Origin of the sequence: Leisingera sp. ANG-DT (assembly GCF_000813785.1) — a bacterium.
Classification (GTDB): Bacteria; Pseudomonadota; Alphaproteobacteria; order Rhodobacterales; family Rhodobacteraceae; genus Leisingera.
This window is the reverse complement of sequence record NZ_JWLE01000045.1, coordinates 15,861-37,555: the sequence shown is the minus strand read 5'-3', so window position 1 is coordinate 37,555 and position 21,695 is coordinate 15,861. Positions and strand designations below refer to the sequence as shown.

The 21,695-nt window shown below is 65.3% G+C and carries 17 protein-coding genes; 12 read left to right on the top strand and 5 right to left on the bottom strand.

Annotated elements, in window-relative coordinates; genetic code table 11:
* Positions 1–301: 301 nt before the first annotated feature.
* Positions 302–505, top strand: a complete 204-nt coding sequence (locus RA21_RS20820; protein WP_019294497.1) for a hypothetical protein — start codon at positions 302–304, stop codon at positions 503–505.
* 58 nt (positions 506–563) lie between these two features.
* On the opposite strand, the gene RA21_RS20815 is transcribed toward RA21_RS20820, so the two are convergent.
* On the bottom strand, positions 564–1,481 hold the full coding sequence (locus tag RA21_RS20815; RefSeq protein WP_039152352.1) for a LysR family transcriptional regulator: 918 nt from the start codon (positions 1,479–1,481) through the stop codon (positions 564–566).
* Between the two features lie 207 nt (positions 1,482–1,688).
* Between RA21_RS20815 and xdhA the strand changes: the two genes are divergently transcribed.
* The 6 genes from xdhA to RA21_RS20785 all read left to right on the top strand — a co-directional run bounded on the left by xdhA (position 1,689) and on the right by RA21_RS20785 (position 12,082).
* On the top strand, positions 1,689–3,152 hold the full coding sequence (gene xdhA / locus RA21_RS20810; RefSeq protein WP_039152350.1) for a xanthine dehydrogenase small subunit: 1,464 nt from the start codon (positions 1,689–1,691) through the stop codon (positions 3,150–3,152).
* Between the two features lie 12 nt (positions 3,153–3,164).
* Positions 3,165–5,483, top strand: coding sequence for a xanthine dehydrogenase molybdopterin binding subunit (xdhB, locus tag RA21_RS20805; protein ID WP_039152349.1), 2,319 nt, complete (start codon positions 3,165–3,167; stop codon positions 5,481–5,483).
* Between the two features lie 3 nt (positions 5,484–5,486).
* The gene (gene xdhC / locus RA21_RS20800) at positions 5,487–6,380 is read left to right on the top strand and encodes a xanthine dehydrogenase accessory protein XdhC (RefSeq protein WP_039152347.1); all 894 of its coding nucleotides are present in this window, start codon (positions 5,487–5,489) and stop codon (positions 6,378–6,380) included.
* Positions 6,381–6,411: 31 nt separating this feature from the next.
* Entirely contained in the window at positions 6,412–8,004 is a 1,593-nt protein-coding gene (locus tag RA21_RS20795) for a xanthine/uracil/vitamin C permease (protein WP_039152346.1), read from the top strand.
* Between the two features lie 63 nt (positions 8,005–8,067).
* Positions 8,068–9,366, top strand: coding sequence for a guanine deaminase (gene guaD / locus RA21_RS20790; RefSeq protein WP_039152393.1), 1,299 nt, complete (start codon positions 8,068–8,070; stop codon positions 9,364–9,366).
* 178 nt (positions 9,367–9,544) lie between these two features.
* A complete protein-coding gene (locus RA21_RS20785) occupies positions 9,545–12,082 on the top strand; it encodes an AMP-binding protein (RefSeq protein ID WP_039152344.1) in 2,538 nt (845 codons plus the stop codon).
* Here RA21_RS20785 and RA21_RS20780 read toward each other — a convergent pair.
* From RA21_RS20780 to RA21_RS20770, 3 genes are all read right to left on the bottom strand, one after another.
* Positions 12,079–13,287 carry a pyridoxal phosphate-dependent aminotransferase gene (locus RA21_RS20780; protein WP_039152343.1) on the bottom strand — a complete coding sequence of 403 codons (1,209 nt, stop codon included), beginning with the start codon at positions 13,285–13,287 and terminating at the stop codon, positions 12,079–12,081. The two genes, RA21_RS20785 and RA21_RS20780, sit on opposite strands and share 4 nt — an antisense overlap.
* Positions 13,288–13,428: 141 nt before the next feature.
* On the bottom strand, positions 13,429–14,316 hold the full coding sequence (locus tag RA21_RS20775; protein ID WP_039152341.1) for a LysR substrate-binding domain-containing protein: 888 nt from the start codon (positions 14,314–14,316) through the stop codon (positions 13,429–13,431).
* A gap of 1 nt (position 14,317) precedes the next feature.
* The gene (locus RA21_RS20770) at positions 14,318–15,223 is read right to left on the bottom strand and encodes a LysR substrate-binding domain-containing protein (protein WP_082009019.1); all 906 of its coding nucleotides are present in this window, start codon (positions 15,221–15,223) and stop codon (positions 14,318–14,320) included.
* A gap of 138 nt (positions 15,224–15,361) precedes the next feature.
* On the opposite strand from RA21_RS20770, the gene amaB reads away from it, so the two are divergent.
* Both amaB and RA21_RS20760 read left to right on the top strand, forming a co-directional pair.
* The gene (gene amaB / locus RA21_RS20765) at positions 15,362–16,864 is read left to right on the top strand and encodes an L-piperidine-6-carboxylate dehydrogenase (RefSeq protein ID WP_039152339.1); all 1,503 of its coding nucleotides are present in this window, start codon (positions 15,362–15,364) and stop codon (positions 16,862–16,864) included.
* A complete protein-coding gene (locus RA21_RS20760) occupies positions 16,854–18,125 on the top strand; it encodes an NAD(P)/FAD-dependent oxidoreductase (RefSeq protein WP_039152337.1) in 1,272 nt (423 codons plus the stop codon). Before amaB ends, RA21_RS20760 begins: the two co-directional genes overlap by 11 nt.
* Positions 18,126–18,307: 182 nt before the next feature.
* Here RA21_RS20760 and RA21_RS20755 read toward each other — a convergent pair whose 3' ends face one another.
* A complete protein-coding gene (locus RA21_RS20755; RefSeq protein ID WP_241483541.1) occupies positions 18,308–19,477 on the bottom strand; it encodes a zinc ABC transporter substrate-binding protein in 1,170 nt (389 codons plus the stop codon).
* Between the two features lie 101 nt (positions 19,478–19,578).
* Between RA21_RS20755 and RA21_RS20750 the strand changes: the two genes are divergently transcribed.
* Genes RA21_RS20750 through RA21_RS20740 form a run of 3 tightly spaced genes read left to right on the top strand, consistent with a single transcriptional unit; the run spans position 19,579 to position 21,619 of the window.
* Positions 19,579–20,061: a Fur family transcriptional regulator gene (locus tag RA21_RS20750; protein ID WP_039152333.1), complete on the top strand. Its 483-nt coding sequence runs from the start codon at positions 19,579–19,581 to the stop codon at positions 20,059–20,061.
* A complete protein-coding gene (locus RA21_RS20745) occupies positions 20,058–20,816 on the top strand; it encodes an ATP-binding cassette domain-containing protein (protein WP_039152331.1) in 759 nt (252 codons plus the stop codon). The genes RA21_RS20750 and RA21_RS20745 overlap by 4 nt, the downstream gene beginning before the upstream one ends.
* Positions 20,813–21,619: a metal ABC transporter permease gene (locus tag RA21_RS20740; RefSeq protein ID WP_039152329.1), complete on the top strand. Its 807-nt coding sequence runs from the start codon at positions 20,813–20,815 to the stop codon at positions 21,617–21,619. The genes RA21_RS20745 and RA21_RS20740 overlap by 4 nt, the downstream gene beginning before the upstream one ends.
* The last annotated feature ends 76 nt before the right edge of the window (positions 21,620–21,695 follow it).

Sequence of the window (21,695 nt, the reverse complement as noted above, 5' to 3'; positions counted from 1 at the left end):
CAAACCGGATGGCTCCGCCCCTGTGGCGGGGCCATTTTTTGTCCGGCACCCTGCATGCACCCCCTGTACACCCCCTGTGCACCGCCAATGCAGCAAAAACCCGGGAACCAATTGCCCAAGCTGCGCGTTAACTCTGCATAGGGTTTGCCCAACTGCGCCGGATCTCCGGGGCTTCCGGCCTGTTCAGCCACAGCGCCACTCCGTTGCGGGCACCCTTCGCTTGGGCGGCACCAGCCGGGGGTGGCCGCCCGGAAATGCGGCAACACTGCCGGGGGGAGTGGACGTTGAAGGAGGAAACACGATGCTTAGGAAACCCATCGCAATCGGATTTGCACTCTGCACCGTTTTGGCCGCCTGTGGCGACACCACCGGCGAGCGGCTGGTCTACGGCGCCGGTGCCGGCGCGGCCGGCGCCGCCGTTCTGGACGGCAATCCGGTGACAGGGGCGGCTGTCGGGGCCGCGGCAAACCTGCTCTACTGCCAGGAAAATCCGCACCGCTGCTAAGGCGAGAACCCTGGTCATTCAAAAGGCGGGCAAGCGGTGCCCGCCTTTTCCTTTGCCTCTAGCCGCCCGCTTCGCTGCGCCGGAAAGCGGCGAGGCCCTGTTTTACCGCATAGTCCACAAACAGGCGGATCTTGGGGTCCTGCAGTTTCCGGTGCGGATAGAGACAGCCGAAAATGGTCGCCTCAGGCGGGGTGTCCGGCAGCACCTCGACCAGCGCGCCGCTCTTCAAATGCGCGGCGACGTCAAAGCGCGGCTTGTTGACGATGCCGCGCCCGTCCAGCGCCCAATTGGTCAGCACGTCGCTGTCATCGGCGTCGTATTTTCCCGAAACCTCCAGCTTGCGCGGCCCCTCAGGCGTGGTCAGCGTCCAGTAATATTCAGGTGAGCGCGGATAACGCAGCAGCAGGCAATTGTGACCGCTCAGCAGATCCTCCGGCACCTGCGGGGTGCCGTGGCGCTCCAGATACTCCGGCGCCGCACATAGCACCCGGGCGCAATCGGCGATCTTGCGCATCTTCAGGGTGGAATCATGCGGGGTGCCGATAAAGAAAGCCACATCCAGCCCGTCGGCCAGAATATCGACCTTGCGGTCCGACATCCGCATGCGGATTTCGGTGGCCGGATACTCCTCGACAAACCCCGGCACCAGCGGCGCGATGATGCGGCGGCCAACGCCCAATGGCGCGGTCACCCGGATCACCCCGCGCGGCGCGGCGGAGAACTGCGAGACCACCGCCTCGGCGTCCTCAATCGATTCGAGAACCTTCTTGGCCTCGGTGTAAAACAGCTGTCCGGCCTCGGTCGGGGTCAGCGATCTCGTGGTACGGTTGAACAGGCGGACGCCAAGGTGCTTTTCAAGCTCCTTGATCCGCTTGCTGGCAACCGCCGGAGTCAGCCGCAGATCCCGCCCGCCAGAGGTGATGCTGCCCAGTTCGACGACTCGGGTAAAGACCCGCAGGGATTCCAGATAAGACATGGTTCACAGACCTTTACGGGGCGCGTTTCCCGCTTGCCCTGATGAGCAGAGGTCGGCAAACGCACCGGTTCCGGCACCTATTAGCCTAACCATTTTCAACAGGGTGTTGAAAGCCTTTCGCGATTGCAGCCGTTAACCGAGGCAGTCAGACAAGGTAAAAATGACATAAGCGGGCCAGCTCGGCCCAAGAGACATTCGGGAGGCCCCATGGCACATCAAACCGGCATACGCTTTCTTCTGAACGGCAAGGACATTGTGCTGGAGGACGTGAAGGCGACCACCACTCTGCTGGATTTCCTGCGGCTGGAGCAGCGCCTGACCGGCACCAAGGAAGGCTGCGCCGAGGGTGACTGCGGCGCCTGCACAGTGCTGGTGGGCCGCCTGCATAATGGCGCCCTGCGTTATGAGGCGGTGAACGCCTGCATCCGTTTCCTGGCGTCGCTCAATGGTTGCCACGTTGTGACGGTTGAGCATTTGTCCGGCCCAAACGGCCGTCTGCACCCGGTGCAGCAGGCGATGGTCGAATACCACGGCAGCCAGTGCGGCTTCTGCACCCCCGGCTTCGTGATGTCGCTTTATGCGCTGTGGATGGAAAACCCGCAGCCGAACGAGGCTGAGGTGGAAACCGCCGTTCAGGGCAACCTGTGCCGCTGCACCGGCTATGAGCCGATCGTGAAGGCCGCACTTGCGGTGAACCAGTACGGCACCCCGGCCAATGATTACCTGACCACCGAACGCGACAGTCTGACCGCCAAGCTGAAGGCGATCCAGCCGGAGGCCCGCGTCGTGACCGGCCCCGAGGATGACCGTGCCATCCTGCCGCTGAATGCGGCGGATCTGGCAGAGGTGCTGGCCGAGAACCCCAAGGCAACTATCGTCGCGGGCTCCACCGATGTCGGCCTGTGGGTCACCAAATTCATGAAGCCAATCTCTCCGGTGGTGTTTGTTGCCCACCTGGAAGAGCTGAAGGCGGTTGAGCTGACGGATGAAGCGCTGACCATCGGTGCCGGCGTCACCTATACCGAGAGCGAGGCGGCGATCCGCGATGCCTTCCCGCATCTGAGCGCCTACTGGGACCGCATTGCCGGCTGGCAGGTGCGCAACATGGGCACCATCGGCGGCAATATCGCCAACGGCTCTCCCATCGGGGACACCCCGCCGGTGCTGATCTCGCTGGGTGCCGAGGTGACGCTGCAGAAGAAGGGCGGCAGCCGCACGCTGCCGCTGGAAGAGTTCTTTATCGACTACGGCAAGCAGGCCCGCGAGCCGGGCGATTTCGTGGCCTCGATCCGCATTCCGCGCCCGGCGGCAGGGCAGATTGATGCCGCCTACAAGATCTCCAAGCGCCGGGACGAGGATATCTCCTCGGTTGCCGCCGGGGTCAGCGTCACCGTGAAGGACGGCACGATCACCTCTGCGCGGATCGCATTCGGCGGTATGGCGGCAACGCCCAAGCGCGCCGCCGGTGCCGAGGCCGCACTGGTTGGCCAGCCCTGGGGCGAGGCCGCGTTTGACGCGGCAGCGGAAGCGGTGAAGCAGGACTTCACCCCGCTCAGCGACTGGCGCGCCTCTGCCGAGTACCGCGCGCTTACGGCCAGCAACCTGCTGCGCCGCTTCTACCTGGAACATGATGCGGGAACCGCCGGTGCTGTCCGGCTGGCCGTCGCCTGAGGAGATTTTGAGATGAAAGACCATCAGACCATCAGCGGCGCCGTGCACCATGACCGCCAGCACGATAGCGCGATCAAGCATGTGACCGGCCGCGCCGAATACACCGACGATATCGCCGAGCCCTATGGCACGCTGCACGCCTACCTGGGTGTGTCCACCGTGGCGCACGCCAATATCAGGAGCATCGACCTGTCAGCGGTGCGCGCCGCGCCCGGCGTGGTGGACGTGCTGACCGCCGATGACATCCCCGGCGTCAACGACATCAGCCCCACCGGCAAGCATGACGAGCCGGTGTTCCCGACCGAGAAGGTCGAATTCCACGGCCAGCCGATGTTTGCGGTAATCGCCGAAACCCGCGATGCCGCCCGCCGTGCGGCGGAGCTGGCAGAGGTGGACTACGAGGTGCTGCCCCACGCCCTGGACCCGGTTCAGGCGCAGGAGGCGGGCTATCCGATGATCACCGATCCGCTGAAGCTGGAGCGCGGCGACGTTGAGGCCGGGCGCAAGGGTGCTCCGCACCGCATCCAGGCGCAGATGACCGTTGGCGGACAGGACCACATGTATCTGGAGGGGCACATCGCTTTTGCCGTCCCCGGCGAAGATGAGGATGTGACCGTGCATTGCTCCACCCAGCACCCCAGCGAAGCGCAGCATATGGTGGCGCATGTTCTGGGCGTCGCGAACAACGCGGTCACCGTCAACGTGCGCCGCATGGGCGGCGGCTTTGGCGGCAAGGAAAGCCAGATGAACCTGTTCTGCGCGGTGGCTGCAATCGCCGCGAAGAAGCATAACCGCCCCGTGAAGATCCGCCCGGACCGCGATCAGGACATGACCGCCACCGGCAAGCGCCATGACTTCGTGATCGACTATGACGTGGCCTTTGACGATGCGGGCCGCATCCAGGCGGTCGAGGGCGGCTTTGCCGCGCGCTGCGGCTATTCCTCGGACCTGTCCGGTCCGGTCACCGACCGCGCGCTGTTCCATGCGGATAACGCCTATTTCTACCCGAACGTGCTGCTGAAAAGCCGCCCGATGAAGACCAACACAGTTTCCAACACCGCCTTCCGCGGCTTTGGCGGCCCGCAGGGTGTGGTCGCGGCGGAGCGGATGATCGAGGAAATCGCCTATGCCCTTGGCAAGGACCCGCTGGATGTGCGCAAGGTCAACTTTTATGGCGAAGAAGGCCGGGATCTGACGCCCTACCATCAGAAGGTGGAGGACAATATCCTCGACCGGCTGATCGGGGAGCTGGAGGAAAACGCCGAATACCGCAAGCGCCGCGAGGAGATCATCGCCTTCAACAAGGAGTCGAAGATCATCAAGAAGGGCATTGCTCTGACGCCGGTGAAATTCGGCATCTCCTTCACCGCGACCTGGTACAACCAGGCGGGCTCGCTGATCCACGTCTATAACGACGGCTCGATCCACCTGAACCATGGCGGCACCGAGATGGGGCAGGGCCTCAACACCAAGGTGGCGCAGGTTGTGGCCGACGCCTTCCAGGTGGATTTCGAGCGCATCAAGATCACCAAAACCACCACCGAGAAGGTGCCGAACACCTCCGCCACCGCGGCCTCTTCGGGCTCGGACCTCAATGGCATGGCGGCGCTGGATGCGGTGGAGCAGATCATTGCCCGGCTGACCAAGTTCGCGGCGGAGAAGTATGAAGTGGCCGAGGCGGAGGTCGAATTCCTGCCCAACCGCGTGCGCGTCGGCAGCGAGGAAATCCCCTTTGATACGCTGGTGAAAGAGGCCTATATGGCCCGCGTCCACCTGTCGGCGGCGGGGTTCTACAAGACGCCGGAAATCCACTGGGACCGCGCGGCGGGCAAGGGGCAGCCGTTCTTCTACTACGCCTATGGCGCATCCTGCTCCGAGGTGTCGGTCGACACGCTGACCGGTGAATACCGGGTGGAGCGCACAGATATCCTGCATGACGTGGGCCGCTCGCTGAACCCGATCCTGGACAAGGGCCAGGTGGAGGGCGCATTCATCCAGGGCATGGGCTGGCTCACTACCGAGGAGCTGTGGTGGGACGGCGAAGGCCGCCTGCGCACCCATGCGCCCTCGACCTACAAGATCCCGCTGGCATCCGACCGGCCGCGCATCTTCAACACGCAGCTGGCCCAGTGGTCGGTGAACAAGAAGCGCACCATCAAGCGGTCCAAGGCCGTGGGCGAGCCGCCGTTCATGCTGGGCATCTCGGTGTTCGAGGCGCTGTCGATGGCGGTTGCCAGCACCGCGGACTACAAGGTCTGCCCCCGTCTGGATGCGCCAGCCACGCCGGAGCGCGTGCTGATGGCGATCGAAACCCTCAAAGCGCAGGGCTGAGCCATGACCCGCCGCCCTTCCCTCCAGGACTTTCTGGCCAGCCACAAACATGTGGTGCAGGTCGCGCTGACCCGCGTTCGCGGTTCCTCCCCGCGCGAAACCGGCACCTGCATGTTTGTGGCGCCAGGCGGCCTTTGGGGGACCATTGGCGGCGGTCAGCTGGAATATATCGCCATCGACCACGCCCGGCGGATGCTGAAGCAGGATGTGATCAGCGACACGCTGGATGTGCCGCTGGGGCCGGAAATCGGCCAGTGCTGCGGCGGCCGGGTTGAAATGTCACTGGCGCAGATGCGCCAGGCCGACCGCGACGATGCCATTGCCCGCCAGCAGGCCGAGGAGCAGGCCTTGCCGCATGTCTATGTGATGGGGGCAGGCCATGTTGGCCGGGCCCTGGCGGATCTGTTCCAGCACATGCCGTTGCGCTGCATCCTGATCGACCAGCGCGCCGAAGAACTTGCCTTGTGCAACGCGGACGTGGAAATCCGCCAAAGCGCAATTCCTGAGATCGACATCGCCACCGCGCCCGCGGGCAGCGCCTTTGTTGTTCTCACCCATGATCACGCGCTCGACTTCCTGCTTGCCTCCGCTGCCCTGCAGCGCGGCGATGCGGGCTATGTCGGCCTGATCGGATCGGCCACCAAGCGGGAGAAGTTCCGCCGCTGGTGCCGGGACCATTGCGACGGTCTGGGAACCGACCGTCTCATCTGCCCCATCGGGGCAAGCGGTAGCCGCGACAAGCGGCCCAGCGTCATCGCGGCCTTCGTGGCAGCGGAAGTGATTGCTGATTTGACCTCTGAAACTGCCGCGTCCGCTCCATCACGGAGCACTGACCTGCCCCAAGCGGGTAAGCAACCGGACGCAGAGGGAGACACGGCTGGAGCAATCAGCCGGTAAGGACTGCGTCCTCTGATAGGAGGAGGCCGCCATGACCACAGGGCGGAGCTATACGTACAAACTGTTCGCGCGGAATGACTTCAGTGCATTCTGGGCGCTGTTCACAGACAACCTGATCAACCTGATCGTGCTTTCGGGCATCTGTCAGTTTGTCTTCAACATGCCTGCCGACATCGTGTTCGGCCGCATCGTGCCCGGCGCCGCAGTGGCGATCCTGGCCGGTATCGCGGTCTACACCTGGCTGGCCAAGCACACCGCCGAGAAAGAGGGCCGCGACGTGACCGCGCTGCCCTATGGCATCTCGACCCCGGTGATGTTCGTCTATCTGTTCGGTGTGATCGGGCCGATCTACTGGTCCACCAATGACGCCATGCTGGCGTGGCAGGTGGGCATCGGCGCGGGCTTCATGGGCGGCATCGTGGCCGGTCTTGGCGCCATCGTCGGCCCCTGGCTCAAGCGGGTGACCCCGCGCGCCGGTATGCTGGGCACGCTCTGCGGTATTGCGCTGGTGTTCATCGGCACTGTGCCACTGGCGACAATTTTCGAGAATCCTTTCATCGGCTTTGCCTCGATGATCATCATCCTGTGGGGCCTGGTGGGCCGCCACCGGCTGCCGTTCAACATCCCGGCAGGCCTGCTGGCGCTGATCGTCGGTACCGTTGTGGCGCTTGGCATGGGCGAGGCTTCGGTGTCTCTCGATGGCGTTGGCGTTTACTTGCCGGTTCCTTACATCGGCGACCTGATTGCCGGTATCCAGCATCTGTTTGCCAACCCGGAGCTGTTCCTGGTCCTGGTGCCGGTGCAGATCTACAACTTCATCGAAACCATGAACAACGTCGAAAGCGCCGAAGCGGCGGGCGACCACTATCCGGTCGGCCTGTGCCAGGTGACCGACGGCGTTGGCACCATGATCGGTGCGGTCTTCGGCTCGCCGTTCCCGACGACCGCCTATATCGGCCACCCGGCGTACAAGCGGATGGGCGCGCGCTCCGGCTATATCATCGGCGTCGGCATTGTGATCCCCTTTGCCGCCTTCTTTGGCCTCCTGGCGTTCCTCAACAACCTGATCCCCGTCGCCGCTGCCGCGCCGGTTCTGGTGTTCGTGGCGCTCAGCCTGGTGACCAATACCGCGCATTCGGTGAAAACCGACCACATCGCCGCGGTGACCATTGCAATGATGCCGCATGTCTCGGCCTTCCTGGTGATCAAATGGGGCGCACTGGCCGGCGCATTGGGCGCACTGGGTGCCACTGGCATGGCGCAGTTGGGCGATCCGGAACTGACCGCAGCGCTGCTGCAGCAGGGTGCCCATTACGAAGGCCATCTGGCCCTCAGCCAGGGCGCGATCCTAACCGGCCTGATCTGGGGCGCCATCGTGGCCAGCGTGATCGATGGCGACTTCCGCAATGCGGGCGGCTTTGCCCTGGCGGCGGCGGTGATGTCGCTGGTCGGCGTGATCCACTCTGCCAGCCTGCATTGGCCGGAGTTCAGCGGTGTTGCCATGGGCTACCTGATCGCTGCGGCCTTCCTGTTCATCTACCCGATCTTCCACAAGGCGGATGAGCACGAGGAAGAGGACGACAGCGTGAAACCGCATGTGCCGCACCTGCCGGCAGGCGAATAATCCCAAATGACAATGGGCAGGGGGCTGCGCGCTCCCTGCCTGCAAACCAAGGACAACACAGATATGACATCGAAACAGACGCTGCTGCGCGGCCGGGTGCTTTCCTTCACCGCCGAGCCGCAAGACCCCCAGGACACCAGCGCCTATGAGTTCATCGAGGACGGCGCACTGCTGGTCGCGGACGGCATGATCCTGGCCAAGGGCAGCTATGACGCGCTTGCTCCGCAGGCCGCGGGCGCCGAGGTGATCGACCACCGCCCGCACATCCTGATGGCTGGCTTCATCGACACCCATTTGCATTTCCCGCAGGTGCAGGTGATCGCCTCCTGGGGCTCGCAGCTGCTGGAATGGCTGAACAACTATACCTTCCCGGAGGAGGTCCGTTTTGCCGATGCCGGCCACAGCAACGAAATGGCGGGGCATTTCTTTGACCTCCTGACCAGCTACGGCACCACCACCGCCGTTGCCTACTGCTCGGTCCACAAAACCTCTGCCGAGGCCTATTTCACCGAGGCCGCCCGCCGCAACATGCGGATGATCGGCGGCAAGGTGCTGATGGACCGGAACGCGCCGGAGGGCCTGCTGGACACGCCGGTCAGTGGCTATGACGACACCAAGGAACTGATCGCGAAATACCACGGCAAGGGCCGCGGCCTCTATGCAATCACCCCGCGCTTTGCCATCACCTCCACCCCTGATCAGATGGAAATGGCGGGTGCCTTGGTGCAGGAGCACCCGGACTGCTACGTGCAGACCCACCTGTCGGAAAACCACGACGAGATCGCCTTCACCGCGGAGCTTTATCCGCAGGCGCGGGATTATCTGGACGTCTACCAGTCCTACGGGCTGCTGACCGAAAAGATGCTGCTGGGCCATTCGATCCACCTGCAGCCGCGCGAGATCGACGCGCTGGCGGAAACCCAGGCCAAGCCGGTGTTCTGCCCGACCTCCAACCTGTTCCTGGGCAGCGGGCTGTTTGACGACGCTGGCCTGCGCGAGCGCGGCATCACCAATGCGATTGCCACCGACATCGGCGCCGGCACCAGCTATTCGATGCTGCAGACCCTGAACGAGGGCTACAAGGTCCTGCAGCTGCAGAACCAGAGCCTGCACCCCCTGCGCGCTTTCCACTGGATCACCCGCGGCAACGCCGTGGCGCTGGGGCTGGAGGACAAGATCGGCACGCTGGAGGCCGGCACCGAGGCCGACATCGTGGTGCTCGATTCCCGCGCTACCCATGCGATGGACCTGCGGATGCAGCGGGCGGAAACGCTGTCCGAAGAGCTGTTCATCCTGCAGACCCTGGGCGACGACCGGTCGATTGCGCAGACCTATGTGGCCGGTCAGCCGATGAAGGCCTGACACGGAAGCCGCGGGCAGTTGCCCGCGGCACTTCTGCTTCAATCTTTACCATAATCCCTATTACAATCATTTTTCATACCGCTCTGACGCACATGCAAAAAAGGCGGCGACAAGCCGCCCAGGAATAATTGACAAAATTAGTAAATTAAATTACCCGCCGCGCTCGAAGGAGTTGCGGATGTTTTATGACCTGGCCCAATTGCGCGCGTTCCGCGCCCGTCCCTGCCTGGTTTCGGCGGATGGAACTGAGCTGACCTATGCCGCGCTGGCGGATGCTGCAGAACAGTTTGCCCGCCAGCTGCCGCAGGGCCGGCGGCTGATTGGGGTTGAGGCCGCCAGCGCTCCGCAAGCCATCACCGCCTATCTCGGCGCGCTGGCCGCAGGCCATGCCGTCATGCCGCTGCCCGCCGGGGATCAGGCCACCGCCGAAAGCCTGACAGACCGGTTCCGCCCCGCCGCCAGCTTCCGCTGCACCGGCGGCACCTGGCAGCTGCTGACCCATGCGCATGAACCGGCGGAGATCCACCCGGACCTTGCCCTGCTGCTGCAAACCTCCGGCAGCACCGGCCATGGCCGCGGCGTGCGCCTGTCCTCGACCGCCGTGGACAGCAACGCCCGCGCCATTGCGCAATATCTGGAGATCCAGCCCCAAGACCGCGCCGCGCTGATCCTGCCGCTGCATTATTCCTATGGCCTGTCGGTGCTGCATTCGCATCTGGCGGCCGGGGCCAGCCTCTGGCTCGCACCCGGTTCGGTTCTGGATGCCGGTTTTGCAGATGCGTTGGCGGCCTCCGGTGCCACCAGCCTGGCCGGCGTGCCGCATCACTTCCGGCTGCTGGAGAGCGCAGGCCTGTCCCAGGCGCTGCCGGAAACCATCAAAACCCTGACCGTTGCAGGCGGCGCGATGGAGGCGGATCAAGTCCAAACCTGGGCCGCCCGGATGCAGGCCCGCGCCGGCCGGTTCATTGTGATGTACGGCCAGACCGAAGCGACCGCGCGGATCAGCTACTTGCCGCCGGAGCAGGCATTGGACCATCCCGGCGCCGCAGGCCGCGCCATCCCCGGCGGCCAGCTGCTGCTGCGCGATGCGGGCGGCAATGAAATCACCGCGCCGGAGGGCGAGGGCGAACTGGTCTACAAAGGCCCGAACGTGATGATGGGCTACGCCGAGGGCCATACCGATCTGGCCAAAGGCGCGGAGCTGTCTGAGCTTGCCACCGGCGACCTTGCCCGGCGCGATGCCGATGGGCTGTACCATATCACCGGGCGGCTGTCGCGGATGTCCAAGATCGCGGGCCTGCGCATCGGCCATGACGCCATCGAACGCGCACTGGCTGCCCAGGGGCATGAGGCCGCGGTCTGGGGCGACGATACCCGAATCTCCATCGCCACCTGCGGGCAGGCGGACGGCATTGCCGCGCTGGCTGCCAAGCTGACCGGCGTGGGCCAGCAGCATTTCACCGTGATCGCGCGCAAATCCCTGCCGCGCCGCGCCAATGGCAAGATCGACTATCCAACGCTGAAAGCGCAATCCGTTGCCCCCCAGCGCGCCAAAGGCGTGCTGGCCGCCTATCAGGCTGCCTTTGCGCCGCAGACCGTGGGCCGCAACGACAGTTTTGCCTCGCTCGGCGGCGATTCCCTGCGTCATGTGGAGCTGTCGCTGGCGCTGGACGACGCCCTGGGCGGCGCCCCGGCCGGCTGGGAAACCATGCCCATCAAGGAGCTGGAGACCACCGCCCCCGCCCGCGGCAGCAGCCTGCCGTTTGAGCTGGTCGCGCGGGTGATTGCGATCCTCGCAGTGGTCATAGCGCATCAGACCCATTGGCCCACCTACGGCGGCGCCGCCGCGATGGTGATCCTGATGGGGATGAGCCTCGCAGGCTACCGCTGGGAGGCGCTGAGTACTGGCGACATGCGCAGCTTCTTCAAGCCCGTCGCCGCGGTGCTGATCCCCTATTACCTGGTGCTGGCCGGCTATGCCGTGGCCTGGGAGCAGGTGCCCTGGGTCTCTGTCTTCCTGGCCGGGAATTTTGCCCTGACCACGCCGGAAACCCATCTGATGCTGCCCTATCTTTATTGGTTCGTGGAGGCCTACTGGCAGATCACCCTGCTGATTGCGCTGCCCTTTTCCCTTCCGCCGGTGCGGCGTTGGCTGGCGCACCAGGGCGCCTACCGAGCGGGCCTGTGCCTGCTGGGGTTTGCCGTGGCCATCCGCCTGGTCGCGCCGGAGGTCTGGCACATCGGCGGACGGGCGCAGTTCACCGTGCCTTGGGTCCTGTACCTGTTTGCCATTGGCTGGTGCATCACCGCCGCCCGCGGGCTGCGCCAGCAGCTGGTGCTGCTGGGCGCCGCCTGCGTAATCATGCCCGCGGCGGCCTATCTCGGCGGCAACTGGTACGGCGGCTGGATCAAATACATGTGGCTCTTGGCCCTGATTGCCGGGCTGATCTTTATCCAGCGGGTGCCACTGCCGCGCCCCGTTTCCCGCGCCGTCATGCGGCTGGCGCAGGCGGCCTTCCCGATCTACCTGCTGCATCGGCTGGTGCCGGAGGTCCTGATGCCGATGATCGGGCTGGAGGGGCGCAGCGCGCTGGTCAACACCCTCGGCATCCTCGGCGGCATCATCCTGGGGCTGGTTGTGGCCTCAGGGCAGCGGCAGCTGGTGCGCGCTTGGGCCAACGCCCGCGCCCGCCAGCCTGCACTGGCCGAAGCTTAAGCCAGCGCCGCCACGGCTTTGCCAATCCGGCTCAGCGCCTCGCGCAGCTCCGTCTCGGATGTGGCATAGGAAATCCGGAAATAAGGAGAGATGCCAAAGGCGCGGCCCGGCACCACCGCCACATGGTGCTGGTCCAATAGGTGGGCGCAGAAATCCGCGTCCGTTTCCAGCACCTGGCCCTCCGGCGTGCGCTTGCCTAGCACGCCCGCGCAATTGGCAAATGTGTAAAACGCCCCCTCTGGCACCGGGCAGGTGATCCCCTCCATGCCGTTCAAGGCTGCGACCACCAGATCACGCCGCGCCTGGAAACTGGCCCGCCGCTCTGCCAGCACCTCCTGCGGGCCGTTCAGCGCCGCCGCCGCCGCCGCCTGCGAAATGGACGAGGGATGCGAGGTCGATTGCGACTGCACCACTTTCATCGCGTCGATCAGCGCCTTCGGCCCACCGGCATAGCCCAGCCGCCAGCCGGTCATCGCATAGGCCTTGGAGACGCCGTTGACCGTCAGCACCCGGTCCTTCAGCAGCGGCTCCACCTGCACAGGCGTTGCAAATTCAAAGCCGCCATAGGTGATGTGCTCATACATGTCATCAGCCATCAGCCAGACGTCCGGATGCCGCAGCAGCACCTCCAACAGCGGTTTGTAGTCATCCGCGCTGTAGCCCGCGCCCGCCGGGTTCGACGGCGAGTTCAGCAGCAGCCAGCGTGCGCGCGGAGTAATCGCTTCCTCCAGCTTCTCCGCGGTCAGCCGGAAGCCAGTGTCATCCCCGCAGGGCACCAGCACCGGCTCGCCGCCGGCAATGCGAATGATATCGGAATAGGAGGTCCAAAAAGGTGTCGGCACGATCACTTCATCGCCGGGGTTGAGGCTGGCCATGAAGGCATCGAACAGGATCTCCTTGGCGCCGGTGCCAGCGATGATCTCGTCCAGCGCATAGTCCAGCCCATTGTCTCGCTTGAACTTGGCCTGGATTGCCTGCCGCAGCGCCAGCGTGCCGCCGAGCGGGGTGTATTTCGTCTCCCCTGCCCGCATTGCGGCGGCAGCGGCCTCCTTGATGTGGTCCGGCGTGTCGAAATCCGGCTCCCCAGCGCCCAGGATGATCACCGGCGCACCCTGCCGTTTCATCTCTGCCGCTTTGGCACCGATGGAGAGGATTTCCGAGACCTCAAGCGGATCAAGACGGGCGGCGCGGCGGAACTGGGCCATGGCAAAGACTCCCTGCTAGTTGTTTCCGCTAGGTTGAAGCGAAAAACGCACTTCAAAAAACCGACCCTTTAGGACAGAAACCATTCCAGATTGGCATTTGTCGCGAAGGGCAGCGCCCGCCCCGGTGGGGAGCGGACCACCTTAATCCCGCCTGCCCTTCAACTGCTTGCGCAGCCAGGCTTCCAGTTTCTGCACAGCCTCCGGCACCACCCCGTGCGGGCGCACCAGGTAATAGCGCTTGCGCGACTCCAGCGCCGGCCCCGGTATCCGCATCAGATCGCCGCCTGCGATTTCCCGCGCCACCATGTCATAGGGCACAATCGCCGCGCCCAGCCCCGCTGTGGCGGCTGCAATCACCATCGAGTGCTGGTCGAAGTAACGCCCGTCCTGACGCGGCGCGCCCGCCAGCCCTGCGCGCTCGAACCACTCCGCCCAGCTGCCCGCGCGGCTTTCCAGATGCAACAGCGGCGCCTGTGCCAGATTATGCGACTGCTCCAGCTGATGCGCGGCATGGAACCCAGGCGCGCAGACCGGCACCATTTCCTCTCCGAACAGCGGCGCCATATGGGTGCCGGGCCAGTTATCCAGCCCGTAATGCACCGCCAGGTCAAAGTTCTCGCGGGCAAAATCAAACGGCTCCAGCCGGGTGGAAAAGCTCAGCTCCACCTCCGGGTGGCGGGCAAAGAAATCCGGCAGCCGCGGGATCAGCCAGAGGTTGGCGAATGCCGGCAGCACCGCAATTCGCAGGGCCGATCGCCCCGCCCCGGCGGCGGCGGCCTTTTGCAGGGTGGCGCGCAGCCCGGCCAGATCCAGCTCCAGATCGGCGGCCAGCCCCTGCCCCGCCGGCGTCAGCACCACACCGCGGCCTGCCCGCTGGAACAGGTCGAAGCCCAAGTCGCCTTCCAGCTCCTTCACCTTCTTGCTGACCGCGCTCTGGGTCAGCCCCAGCTCCTCGCCGGCAGCAGTGAAACTTTGATGCCGCGCCGCACTTTCAAAACAGCGCAGATGGGTCAGGCTTGGCAAGCGCATCTCAAATCTCCTCCAGCTGCATCAGCAGCCACTCGCGGAACTTGATCAGCGGATAGTCCTCTGCCTGATCCGCAGGCCAGACCAGGAAATACTCGCCCAGGCTCACCGCAGCCCCCTCCATCGCCAGCGCCAGCCGCCCCTGCGCTATCTCGTTCTCCGCCAGGAAATCCGGCAGCAGTGCCACCCCCAGCCCATGCACCGCCCCCTGCGTCATGGCGGAGGACTGGTCAAACAGCATCCCCCGCAGCTTTGTCGCGGGCACATCATGCAGGTGAAACCATTGCTCCCAGCAATCAGGGTGGGTTTCCAGATGCAGCAGCGGATAGTTCAGCAGCTCCGCCGGGCTGGCCACCGGCCCCGCCAACAGACCCGGCGCGCAGACCGGCAGCACGTGTTTCGGCATCAGGGGCAGATACTCCACCCCCGGCCAGTCGCGCGTGCCGTAGTGGATCGCCGCCTGCGCGGTGCCCGCGTCAAAGCTGAACGGCAGATTGTGGGTGTGCAGGTTCACCGTGATGCCGGGATGCGAGGCGGCAAATTCCTTGAGCCGCGGCGCCAGCCAATGGAGGCCAAAGGACGGCAGGATTGACAGGGTGAAGCTGCCGCCGTCCGGATTGGCCCTGAGCTTGACCGAAGCCTGCGCCAGCCGGGTCAGGATCATCCTCGCCTCCTTGGCAAAACCGGTGCCCGCCGGCGTCAGCTGCATCCGCATCTGGTCGCGGGCAATCAGGTCCACCCCCATCTGCTCCTCCAGCTGCTTCAGCTGGCGGCTGATGGCGCTTTGCGTCAGCGACAGATCTTCTGCCGCGGCCGAGGCACTGCCCAGCCGGTCCACGGCCTCCAGCGCCAGCAGCGACGGGATCGAGGGCAGAAAGCGGCGCGGGGCAATCATATGATCTTTGCTCATAGCTTCAGGATTTAGTTTCAATAGCAATCCGCGCCGGAGGGTGCAATTTCTATATCCAACCGACGCCCGGCGGGACATCGGCGCAAATCAGGCTAAAGTTTTGCTCATGCCCCGCCCTCGCATCATAAGGACACCGACATGCCCCATTCCGATATCCTCACCGCTGCAGGCCTGACCGAGGCCGAACTGACCGGCGGCAGCCTGACTGTCACCACGCCTGTCGACGGCAGTGAAATTGCCCGCCTGAAAACCCATTCCATAGCGGAGGCCGAAGCGCAGATCGCTGCTGCCAAGGCTGCCTTCAAATCCTGGCGCCTGGTTCCAGCCCCGCGCCGCGGCGAGCTGGTCCGCCTGCTGGGTGACGAACTGCGCAAGGAAAAAGAAAACCTGGGCCGCCTCGTCACCCTGGAATGCGGCAAGATTTATCAGGAGGGGCTGGGCGAAGTGCAGGAGATGATCGACATCTGCGACTTTGCGGTGGGTCTTTCACGCCAGCTCTACGGCCTCACCATCGCGTCTGAGCGCCCCGGCCACGCCATGCGCGAGAGCTGGCACCCGATGGGCACCTGCGGCATCATCACCGCCTTCAACTTCCCCGTCGCGCCTTGGTGCTGGAACGCGGCGCTGGCGCTGGTCTGCGGCGATCCGGTGATCTGGAAACCGTCGGAGAAAACCCCGCTCACCGCCCTTGCCGTGCAGAAAATCTGCGACCGCGCCATGGCGGGTTTTGGCGGGGACGCGCCCGAGGGCCTGATCCAGGTGCTGATCGGCGAGCGGGATCTGGGCGAAGCGCTGACCGCCTCCAAGGACGTCGCCATCATCTCCGCCACCGGCTCTGTCCCGATGGGCAAGGCGGTGTCCGCCGATATGTCGAAACGCCTCGGCCGCACCATTCTGGAACTGGGCGGCAACAACGCGATGATCGTGGCGCCGTCGGCCGATCTGGAAATGGCCCTGCGCGCCATCGTCTTCTCTGCCGTCGGCACCGCCGGCCAGCGCTGCACGTCGCTCCGCCGCCTGATCGTTCATGAAGACATCTATGACGCGCTGATCCCGCGCCTGATCAAGGCCTACGAGGGCCTGCCCATCGGCGACCCGCTGGCCGACGGCACCCTGGTCGGCCCGCTGATCGACGGCGGCGCAATGGACGCCATGGCCAGCGCGCTGGAACGGGCGCAGGCGGAAGGTGGAACTGTGCACGGCGGCGGCCAGGCCCTGACGGGAACCCACGGCGATGCGGCCTATGTGCATCCGGCCATTGCCGAAATGCCAGCCCAGACCGGCATCATGCACACCGAAACCTTTGCCCCGATCCTTTATGTGGTGAAATACTCAGATCTCGACCAAGCCGTTGAAATGCAGAACGAAGTGCCCCAGGGCCTCAGCTCCTGCATCTTCTCCACCGACGTGCGCGAAACCGAATATTTCCTCTCGGCAGCAGGCTCCGACTGCGGTATTGCCAATGTGAACATCGGCCCCTCCGGCGCGGAAATCGGCGGCGCGTTCGGGGGCGAGAAGGAGACGGGCGGCGGCCGCGAAAGCGGCTCCGACGCCTGGAAAGGGTACATGCGCCGGCAGACCAACACCGTGAACTATTCGCGCGAGCTGCCGCTTGCTCAGGGGATCAAATTTGACATCTGATCTGGCGTCCTGCCTCTGGCACCAAACCTGCCAGGAAAACCCCGCCTTCCTGGAGCTTTCCGGGGAGGCTGAAGCGGATCTGGTGGTGATCGGAGGCGGCTATACCGGCTGCTCCGCCGCGCTTAAAGCCGCGGAACTGGGCGCCTCGGTCCACCTGATCGAGGCGGACGTGATCGGCTGCGGCGGCTCCGGCCGCAATGTGGGGCTGGCCAATGCGGGCCTCTGGCTGCCGCCCGAGGACATCAACGCCGCACTGGGCGCAGGGACCGGCAGCCGCCTTTCCCAGCTTCTGGCCGGCGCACCGGCAATGGTGTTTTCGCTGATCGCCAAACACGCCATTCAATGCGAGCCGGAAAACAACGGCACCCTGCACTGCGCCCATGCGCCTTCAGGCCTGAAGGACTTGCAGCGCCGCCACGCCCAGCTCACCGCCATCGGCGCACCGGTGGAGCTGCTGTCGCGCGAAGACGCCATTCAGCGCACCGGATCCGACGCTGTGCACGGCGCGCTGTTCGACCCGCGCGCGGGCACCATCCAGCCGCTGGCCTATGTCCGCGGCCTCGCCCGCGCTGCCGCCGCAGCTGGCGCGCAGCTGCACTGCCATTCCCCTGCCACGGCCATCAGCCGCGACGGCTCTGCCTGGCATGTGGCAACGCCCAAGGGCAGCCTCCGCGCCAAGCATCTGATCATGGCCACAAACGCCTATGCCCGCGAAATCTCCGGCTACGCCGCACCGCAGGTGATCCCGGTGCATTACTTCCAGGCTGCCACCGATCCGCTGCCCGCATCCCTGCTGAAAAAAATCCTGCCGGGCAAAGAAGGCTGCTGGGACACCGCGCTGGTGATGTCGTCGTGGCGGCTGGATCAAGCCGGGCGGCTGGCGATCGGCGGCATGGGAGCGCTCAACCATTTCGGCAGCGCCCTGCACCGCAGCTGGCTGCCCCGCAAGCTGGCAGCGCTCTATCCTGAGCTGAAGGATGTGAAACTGCACAGCCACTGGCACGGCCGCATCGCCATGACCACCGAACACCTGCCCAAGATCCTGGACCTGCAAGGCGGCTATGCCTGTTTCGGCTACTCCGGCCGCGGCATCGGCCCCGGCACCCTGTTCGGGGCTGCCATGGCCGAGGCGCTGCTGACCGGAGACTCAGCCTGCTTGCCGGTGCCGCCCGCCAAGGGTCACAGCCTGCCGTTCGCAGGTCTGCGCAGCGCCTATTACGAGACCGGCGCCACGCTCACCCATCTGGTCAGCGACAGATAAGGGGCAACTCCTTGCGCGGAACAAGGCCGAAGGCCGCCGCGCATCGCCGGCGCGCGCCCACGCGGCGGCGATTTGGCTGAGCCAGGCGTTTCGCCGGCAGGTTCTACGGATTTGGCCGGCATAAACTGCCAGACACAACCGCCGGGATCGCCCCCGCGCGCGCCGTCAATACGCGGCTTGCTTCACTTGCAGCCGGCAATCGCCGCGCCAATCTCTTGCAACAGCGCCGGATAGAACTGCGGCCCCGGCACCAGCCCCGCCCCCAGCGGATCCAGCACAGCGGTGCCAGCCGCGGTGCCGTCCAGCACGGTGGCAACCAGCCCTGGGTTGAACTGCGGTTCCGAGAACACGCAAGCCACTTTCAGATCCGCCACCACATCCCGGATTTCAGCAACCCGTGCCGGGCTGGGCTTCACTGCGTCGCTCAGCGAGATCGCCCCGGCCGCGCTCAGGCCAAAGCCTTGCTCGAAATACTGATAGGCGTCATGGAACACGATGAACGGCTTGGCCCGGAAAGGTTCCAGCGTGGCCGAAACGCTTGCCACGGTTTCCGCGATTTCCTGCTTGCCGGCCTCAGCATTCGCCCGGTAGGCGGCAGCGTTGTCCGGGTCGTGCTCTGCCAGCTCCTCTGCGATCACATCCAGCCAGGCCTGCGCATTGGCCGGCAGCAGCCAGGCATGCGGGTCGGCACCCTCATGGTGATGTCCGTGGGCATCGGCGTGATCTTCATGGCCGTGCTCTCCGGCATGTTCCTCGTGATCATGCCCTTCGTGGCCATCATGACCCGCATGGTCGTCATGGCCTTCAGCGTGGTCTTCATGCCCGTGGTCTTCGTGATCATCATGGCCCGCATGCGCAGCTGCTTCAGCATGCTCCGCATGACCATGATCGCCGTGGCCGTCATGATCTGCATGATCCTCATGCCCGCTGTGGTCATCGTGATCGCCATGCTCCTCCTGATCATCATGCGCATGTGCCTCAAACCGGGCTCCTTCACGGAACGGCAGCACCGTGGTGCCTTCACTTTCCAGCAGCTCGATCCGGTGCGCATCACCGGCCAGTTCCTCCAGCGGGCCTTCCAGCCAAGGGGTCAGAGCTTCCCCCAGCCAAAACACCACATCCGCTTGGTCCAACGCCCGCGCCTCGGAGGGGCGCATCGCATAGCCATGCGGCGAAGCGCCCGGCGGCACCACAAGGGCCGGCTCGCCCAGACCCTGCATCACCCGCGCCACCAGCCCGTGCACCGGCGCGATATCCGCCGCCACTTGCGGCACCTCTGCCACCGCGGCCCCTGCCCCCGCCAGCAAAGCCACCACCGCCGCACCGCATTTCAAAACGCCAGATTTCCGCATGTCGCGCCCCATGTAATCTTATAACATCACGCCGCTTGATAAACGTCATAACATAACATATCAAGAGGCAAATCCGCCGCCGCGCAGAAGGACCCCCGCATATGGATTCCATCGGCTTTGCCCCGCACGACCACACGAGCTGCATCCAGGACGGGATTGCCGCTGTGGACGCCCAATGCCGGGCAGAAGGCCTGCAGTTCACCCCGGTCCGGCGCCGGGTACTGGAAATCCTGCTGCAGGAGCACCGCGCGCTGGGGGCTTATGAAATCCTCGACCGGCTGCGCGAGGAGGGGCTTGGCTCGCAGCCGCCCGTCGCCTACCGCGCGCTGGATTTCCTGGTGAAAAACGGCTTTGCCCATAAGATCGAGCGGCTGAATGCCTTCATCGCCTGCACCCATCCGGGCGAGAGCCACGCGCCTGTGTTCCTGATCTGCCGCGCCTGCGACGCGGTGGCGGAGGCACAGCGCGAGCCGACTCAGGGCCAGCTTGGCCAGGCCGCCCGCGACGCCGGTTTCGTGATCGAACGCGCGGTGATCGAGGCGGAGGGCCTGTGCCCGAAATGCCAAGAGAAGCCCGCCGCATGAGCAGCCTGATTTCCCTGGACGGCCTGACCGTCGCGCATGGCGGCAACACGGTTCTGTCCGGTGTCAACCTGTCGATCGCTGCTGGCGAGATCGTCACCGTGGTCGGCCCCAACGGCTCAGGTAAATCCACCCTGTTGCGCAGCGTGATCGGTGCGCAAAAGCCTGCACGCGGCACCGTCACCCGGACGCCGGGGCTGCGGATCGGCTATGTGCCGCAGAAACTGCATATCGACCCCACCCTGCCGCTGACCGTGCGCCGGTTCCTGAGCCTGCCGGATCGGGTATCCGACGCCCGCGCCGCTGAGGCGCTGGAGCAGGCCGGCGCTGGCGGTCTGGCGGCCCGGCAAATGTCGGGCCTGTCGGGCGGCCAGTTCCAGCGGGTGCTGCTGGCCCGCGCGCTGCTGTGCAATCCGCAGCTGCTGATCCTGGACGAGGCCACCCAAGGGCTGGACCAGCCCGGCTCCGCCGCCTTTTACCAGCGCATCGAAAAGGTCCGGCAGGAGCTGGGCTGCGCGGTGCTGATGGTCAGCCACGAGCTGCATGTGGTGATGGCGGCCTCCGACCGGGTGATCTGCCTCAACGGCCACGTCTGCTGCGAGGGCGCGCCAGAGCATGTCGCCTCCGCCCCGGAATACCGGGCGCTGTTCGGCACCGGCACCCAAGGCGCGCTGGCGCTTTACCGGCATGAGCACAATCACAGCCATGATCACGGCTGCGAACATGATCACGGGCATCATCACGAGGCTGCCGAATGACCTTGCTGGACGATTTCCTGATCCGTGCCGCGCTGGCGGGCATCGGCGTGGCGCTGGCCGCGGCGCCTCTGGGCTGTTTTGTGGTCTGGCGCCGGATGGCCTATTTCGGCGATGCCACCGCGCATGCCTCGATCCTCGGCGTTGCGCTGGCGCTCAGCTTTGATGTGTCAGTGTTTGCCGGGGTGCTGGCGACCGCCCTGGCAATGGCCACGACAGTGTCGGCGCTCGCAGGGCGCGGCTATGCGATGGACACCCTGCTGGGTGTGCTGGCGCACTCCTCGCTCGCCTTCGGCCTGGTTGCCGTCTCCTTCCTGCAGGGGGTGCGGATCGACCTGATGGCCTACCTCTTCGGGGACATCCTCGCGGTGGGCCGGGCCGACCTCGCGGTGATCTGGGGCGGCGCGATTCTGGTGCTGGCGCTGTTGTGGTGGCGCTGGTCAGCGCTGCTGACCGCCACCCTGAACCCAGACCTGGCCCATGCCGCCGGTATTGATCCCCGTCGCGAGCAGATGGTGCTGACCATTGCGCTGGCGCTGGTGGTGGCAGTGGCGATCAAAGTGGTCGGCGTGCTGCTGATTGCCGCGATGCTGCTGATACCGGCCGCTGCAGCGCGGCCCTTTGCCGCCACGCCGGAACGCATGGCAATGATCGCGGCGCTGCTGGGCATGCTGTCGGCTGCCGGCGGCTTGCAGCTGGCCTTTGCGCTGGACACTCCCGCTGGACCCAGCATCGTCTGTCTGGCTGCCGGCCTGTTTGCCGCTTCCAGCCTCGCTGGTCTGCTGCTGCGGCGCAGCAGCGGCTGATGTTTCTAGCTGCTGGCACGGCTTGACCGGGCTCCAGGCCAGCCGCACGGCAATCCGCCTGCCTGCAAGCCGCAGC

What these genes read in the sequence shown, in the direction of transcription:
- xdhB (WP_039152349.1), top strand. Translation starts at nt 3,165, where the DNA reads ATGAAAGACCATCAGACCATCAGCGGCGCCGTGCACCATGACCGCCAG.
- xdhC (WP_039152347.1), top strand. Translation starts at nt 5,487, where the DNA reads ATGACCCGCCGCCCTTCCCTCCAGGACTTTCTGGCCAGCCACAAACAT.
- RA21_RS20795 (WP_039152346.1), top strand. Translation starts at nt 6,412, where the DNA reads ATGACCACAGGGCGGAGCTATACGTACAAACTGTTCGCGCGGAATGAC.
- RA21_RS20740 (WP_039152329.1), top strand. Translation starts at nt 20,813, where the DNA reads ATGACCTTGCTGGACGATTTCCTGATCCGTGCCGCGCTGGCGGGCATC.
- RA21_RS20820 (WP_019294497.1), top strand. Translation starts at nt 302, where the DNA reads ATGCTTAGGAAACCCATCGCAATCGGATTTGCACTCTGCACCGTTTTG.
- RA21_RS20770 (WP_082009019.1), bottom strand. Translation starts at nt 15,223, where the DNA reads ATGAGCAAAGATCATATGATTGCCCCGCGCCGCTTTCTGCCCTCGATC.
- RA21_RS20815 (WP_039152352.1), bottom strand. Translation starts at nt 1,481, where the DNA reads ATGTCTTATCTGGAATCCCTGCGGGTCTTTACCCGAGTCGTCGAACTG.
- RA21_RS20775 (WP_039152341.1), bottom strand. Translation starts at nt 14,316, where the DNA reads ATGCGCTTGCCAAGCCTGACCCATCTGCGCTGTTTTGAAAGTGCGGCG.
- RA21_RS20785 (WP_039152344.1), top strand. Translation starts at nt 9,545, where the DNA reads ATGTTTTATGACCTGGCCCAATTGCGCGCGTTCCGCGCCCGTCCCTGC.
- RA21_RS20750 (WP_039152333.1), top strand. Translation starts at nt 19,579, where the DNA reads ATGGATTCCATCGGCTTTGCCCCGCACGACCACACGAGCTGCATCCAG.
- xdhA (WP_039152350.1), top strand. Translation starts at nt 1,689, where the DNA reads ATGGCACATCAAACCGGCATACGCTTTCTTCTGAACGGCAAGGACATT.
- RA21_RS20745 (WP_039152331.1), top strand. Translation starts at nt 20,058, where the DNA reads ATGAGCAGCCTGATTTCCCTGGACGGCCTGACCGTCGCGCATGGCGGC.
- RA21_RS20780 (WP_039152343.1), bottom strand. Translation starts at nt 13,287, where the DNA reads ATGGCCCAGTTCCGCCGCGCCGCCCGTCTTGATCCGCTTGAGGTCTCG.
- guaD (WP_039152393.1), top strand. Translation starts at nt 8,068, where the DNA reads ATGACATCGAAACAGACGCTGCTGCGCGGCCGGGTGCTTTCCTTCACC.
- amaB (WP_039152339.1), top strand. Translation starts at nt 15,362, where the DNA reads ATGCCCCATTCCGATATCCTCACCGCTGCAGGCCTGACCGAGGCCGAA.
- RA21_RS20755 (WP_241483541.1), bottom strand. Translation starts at nt 19,477, where the DNA reads ATGCGGAAATCTGGCGTTTTGAAATGCGGTGCGGCGGTGGTGGCTTTG.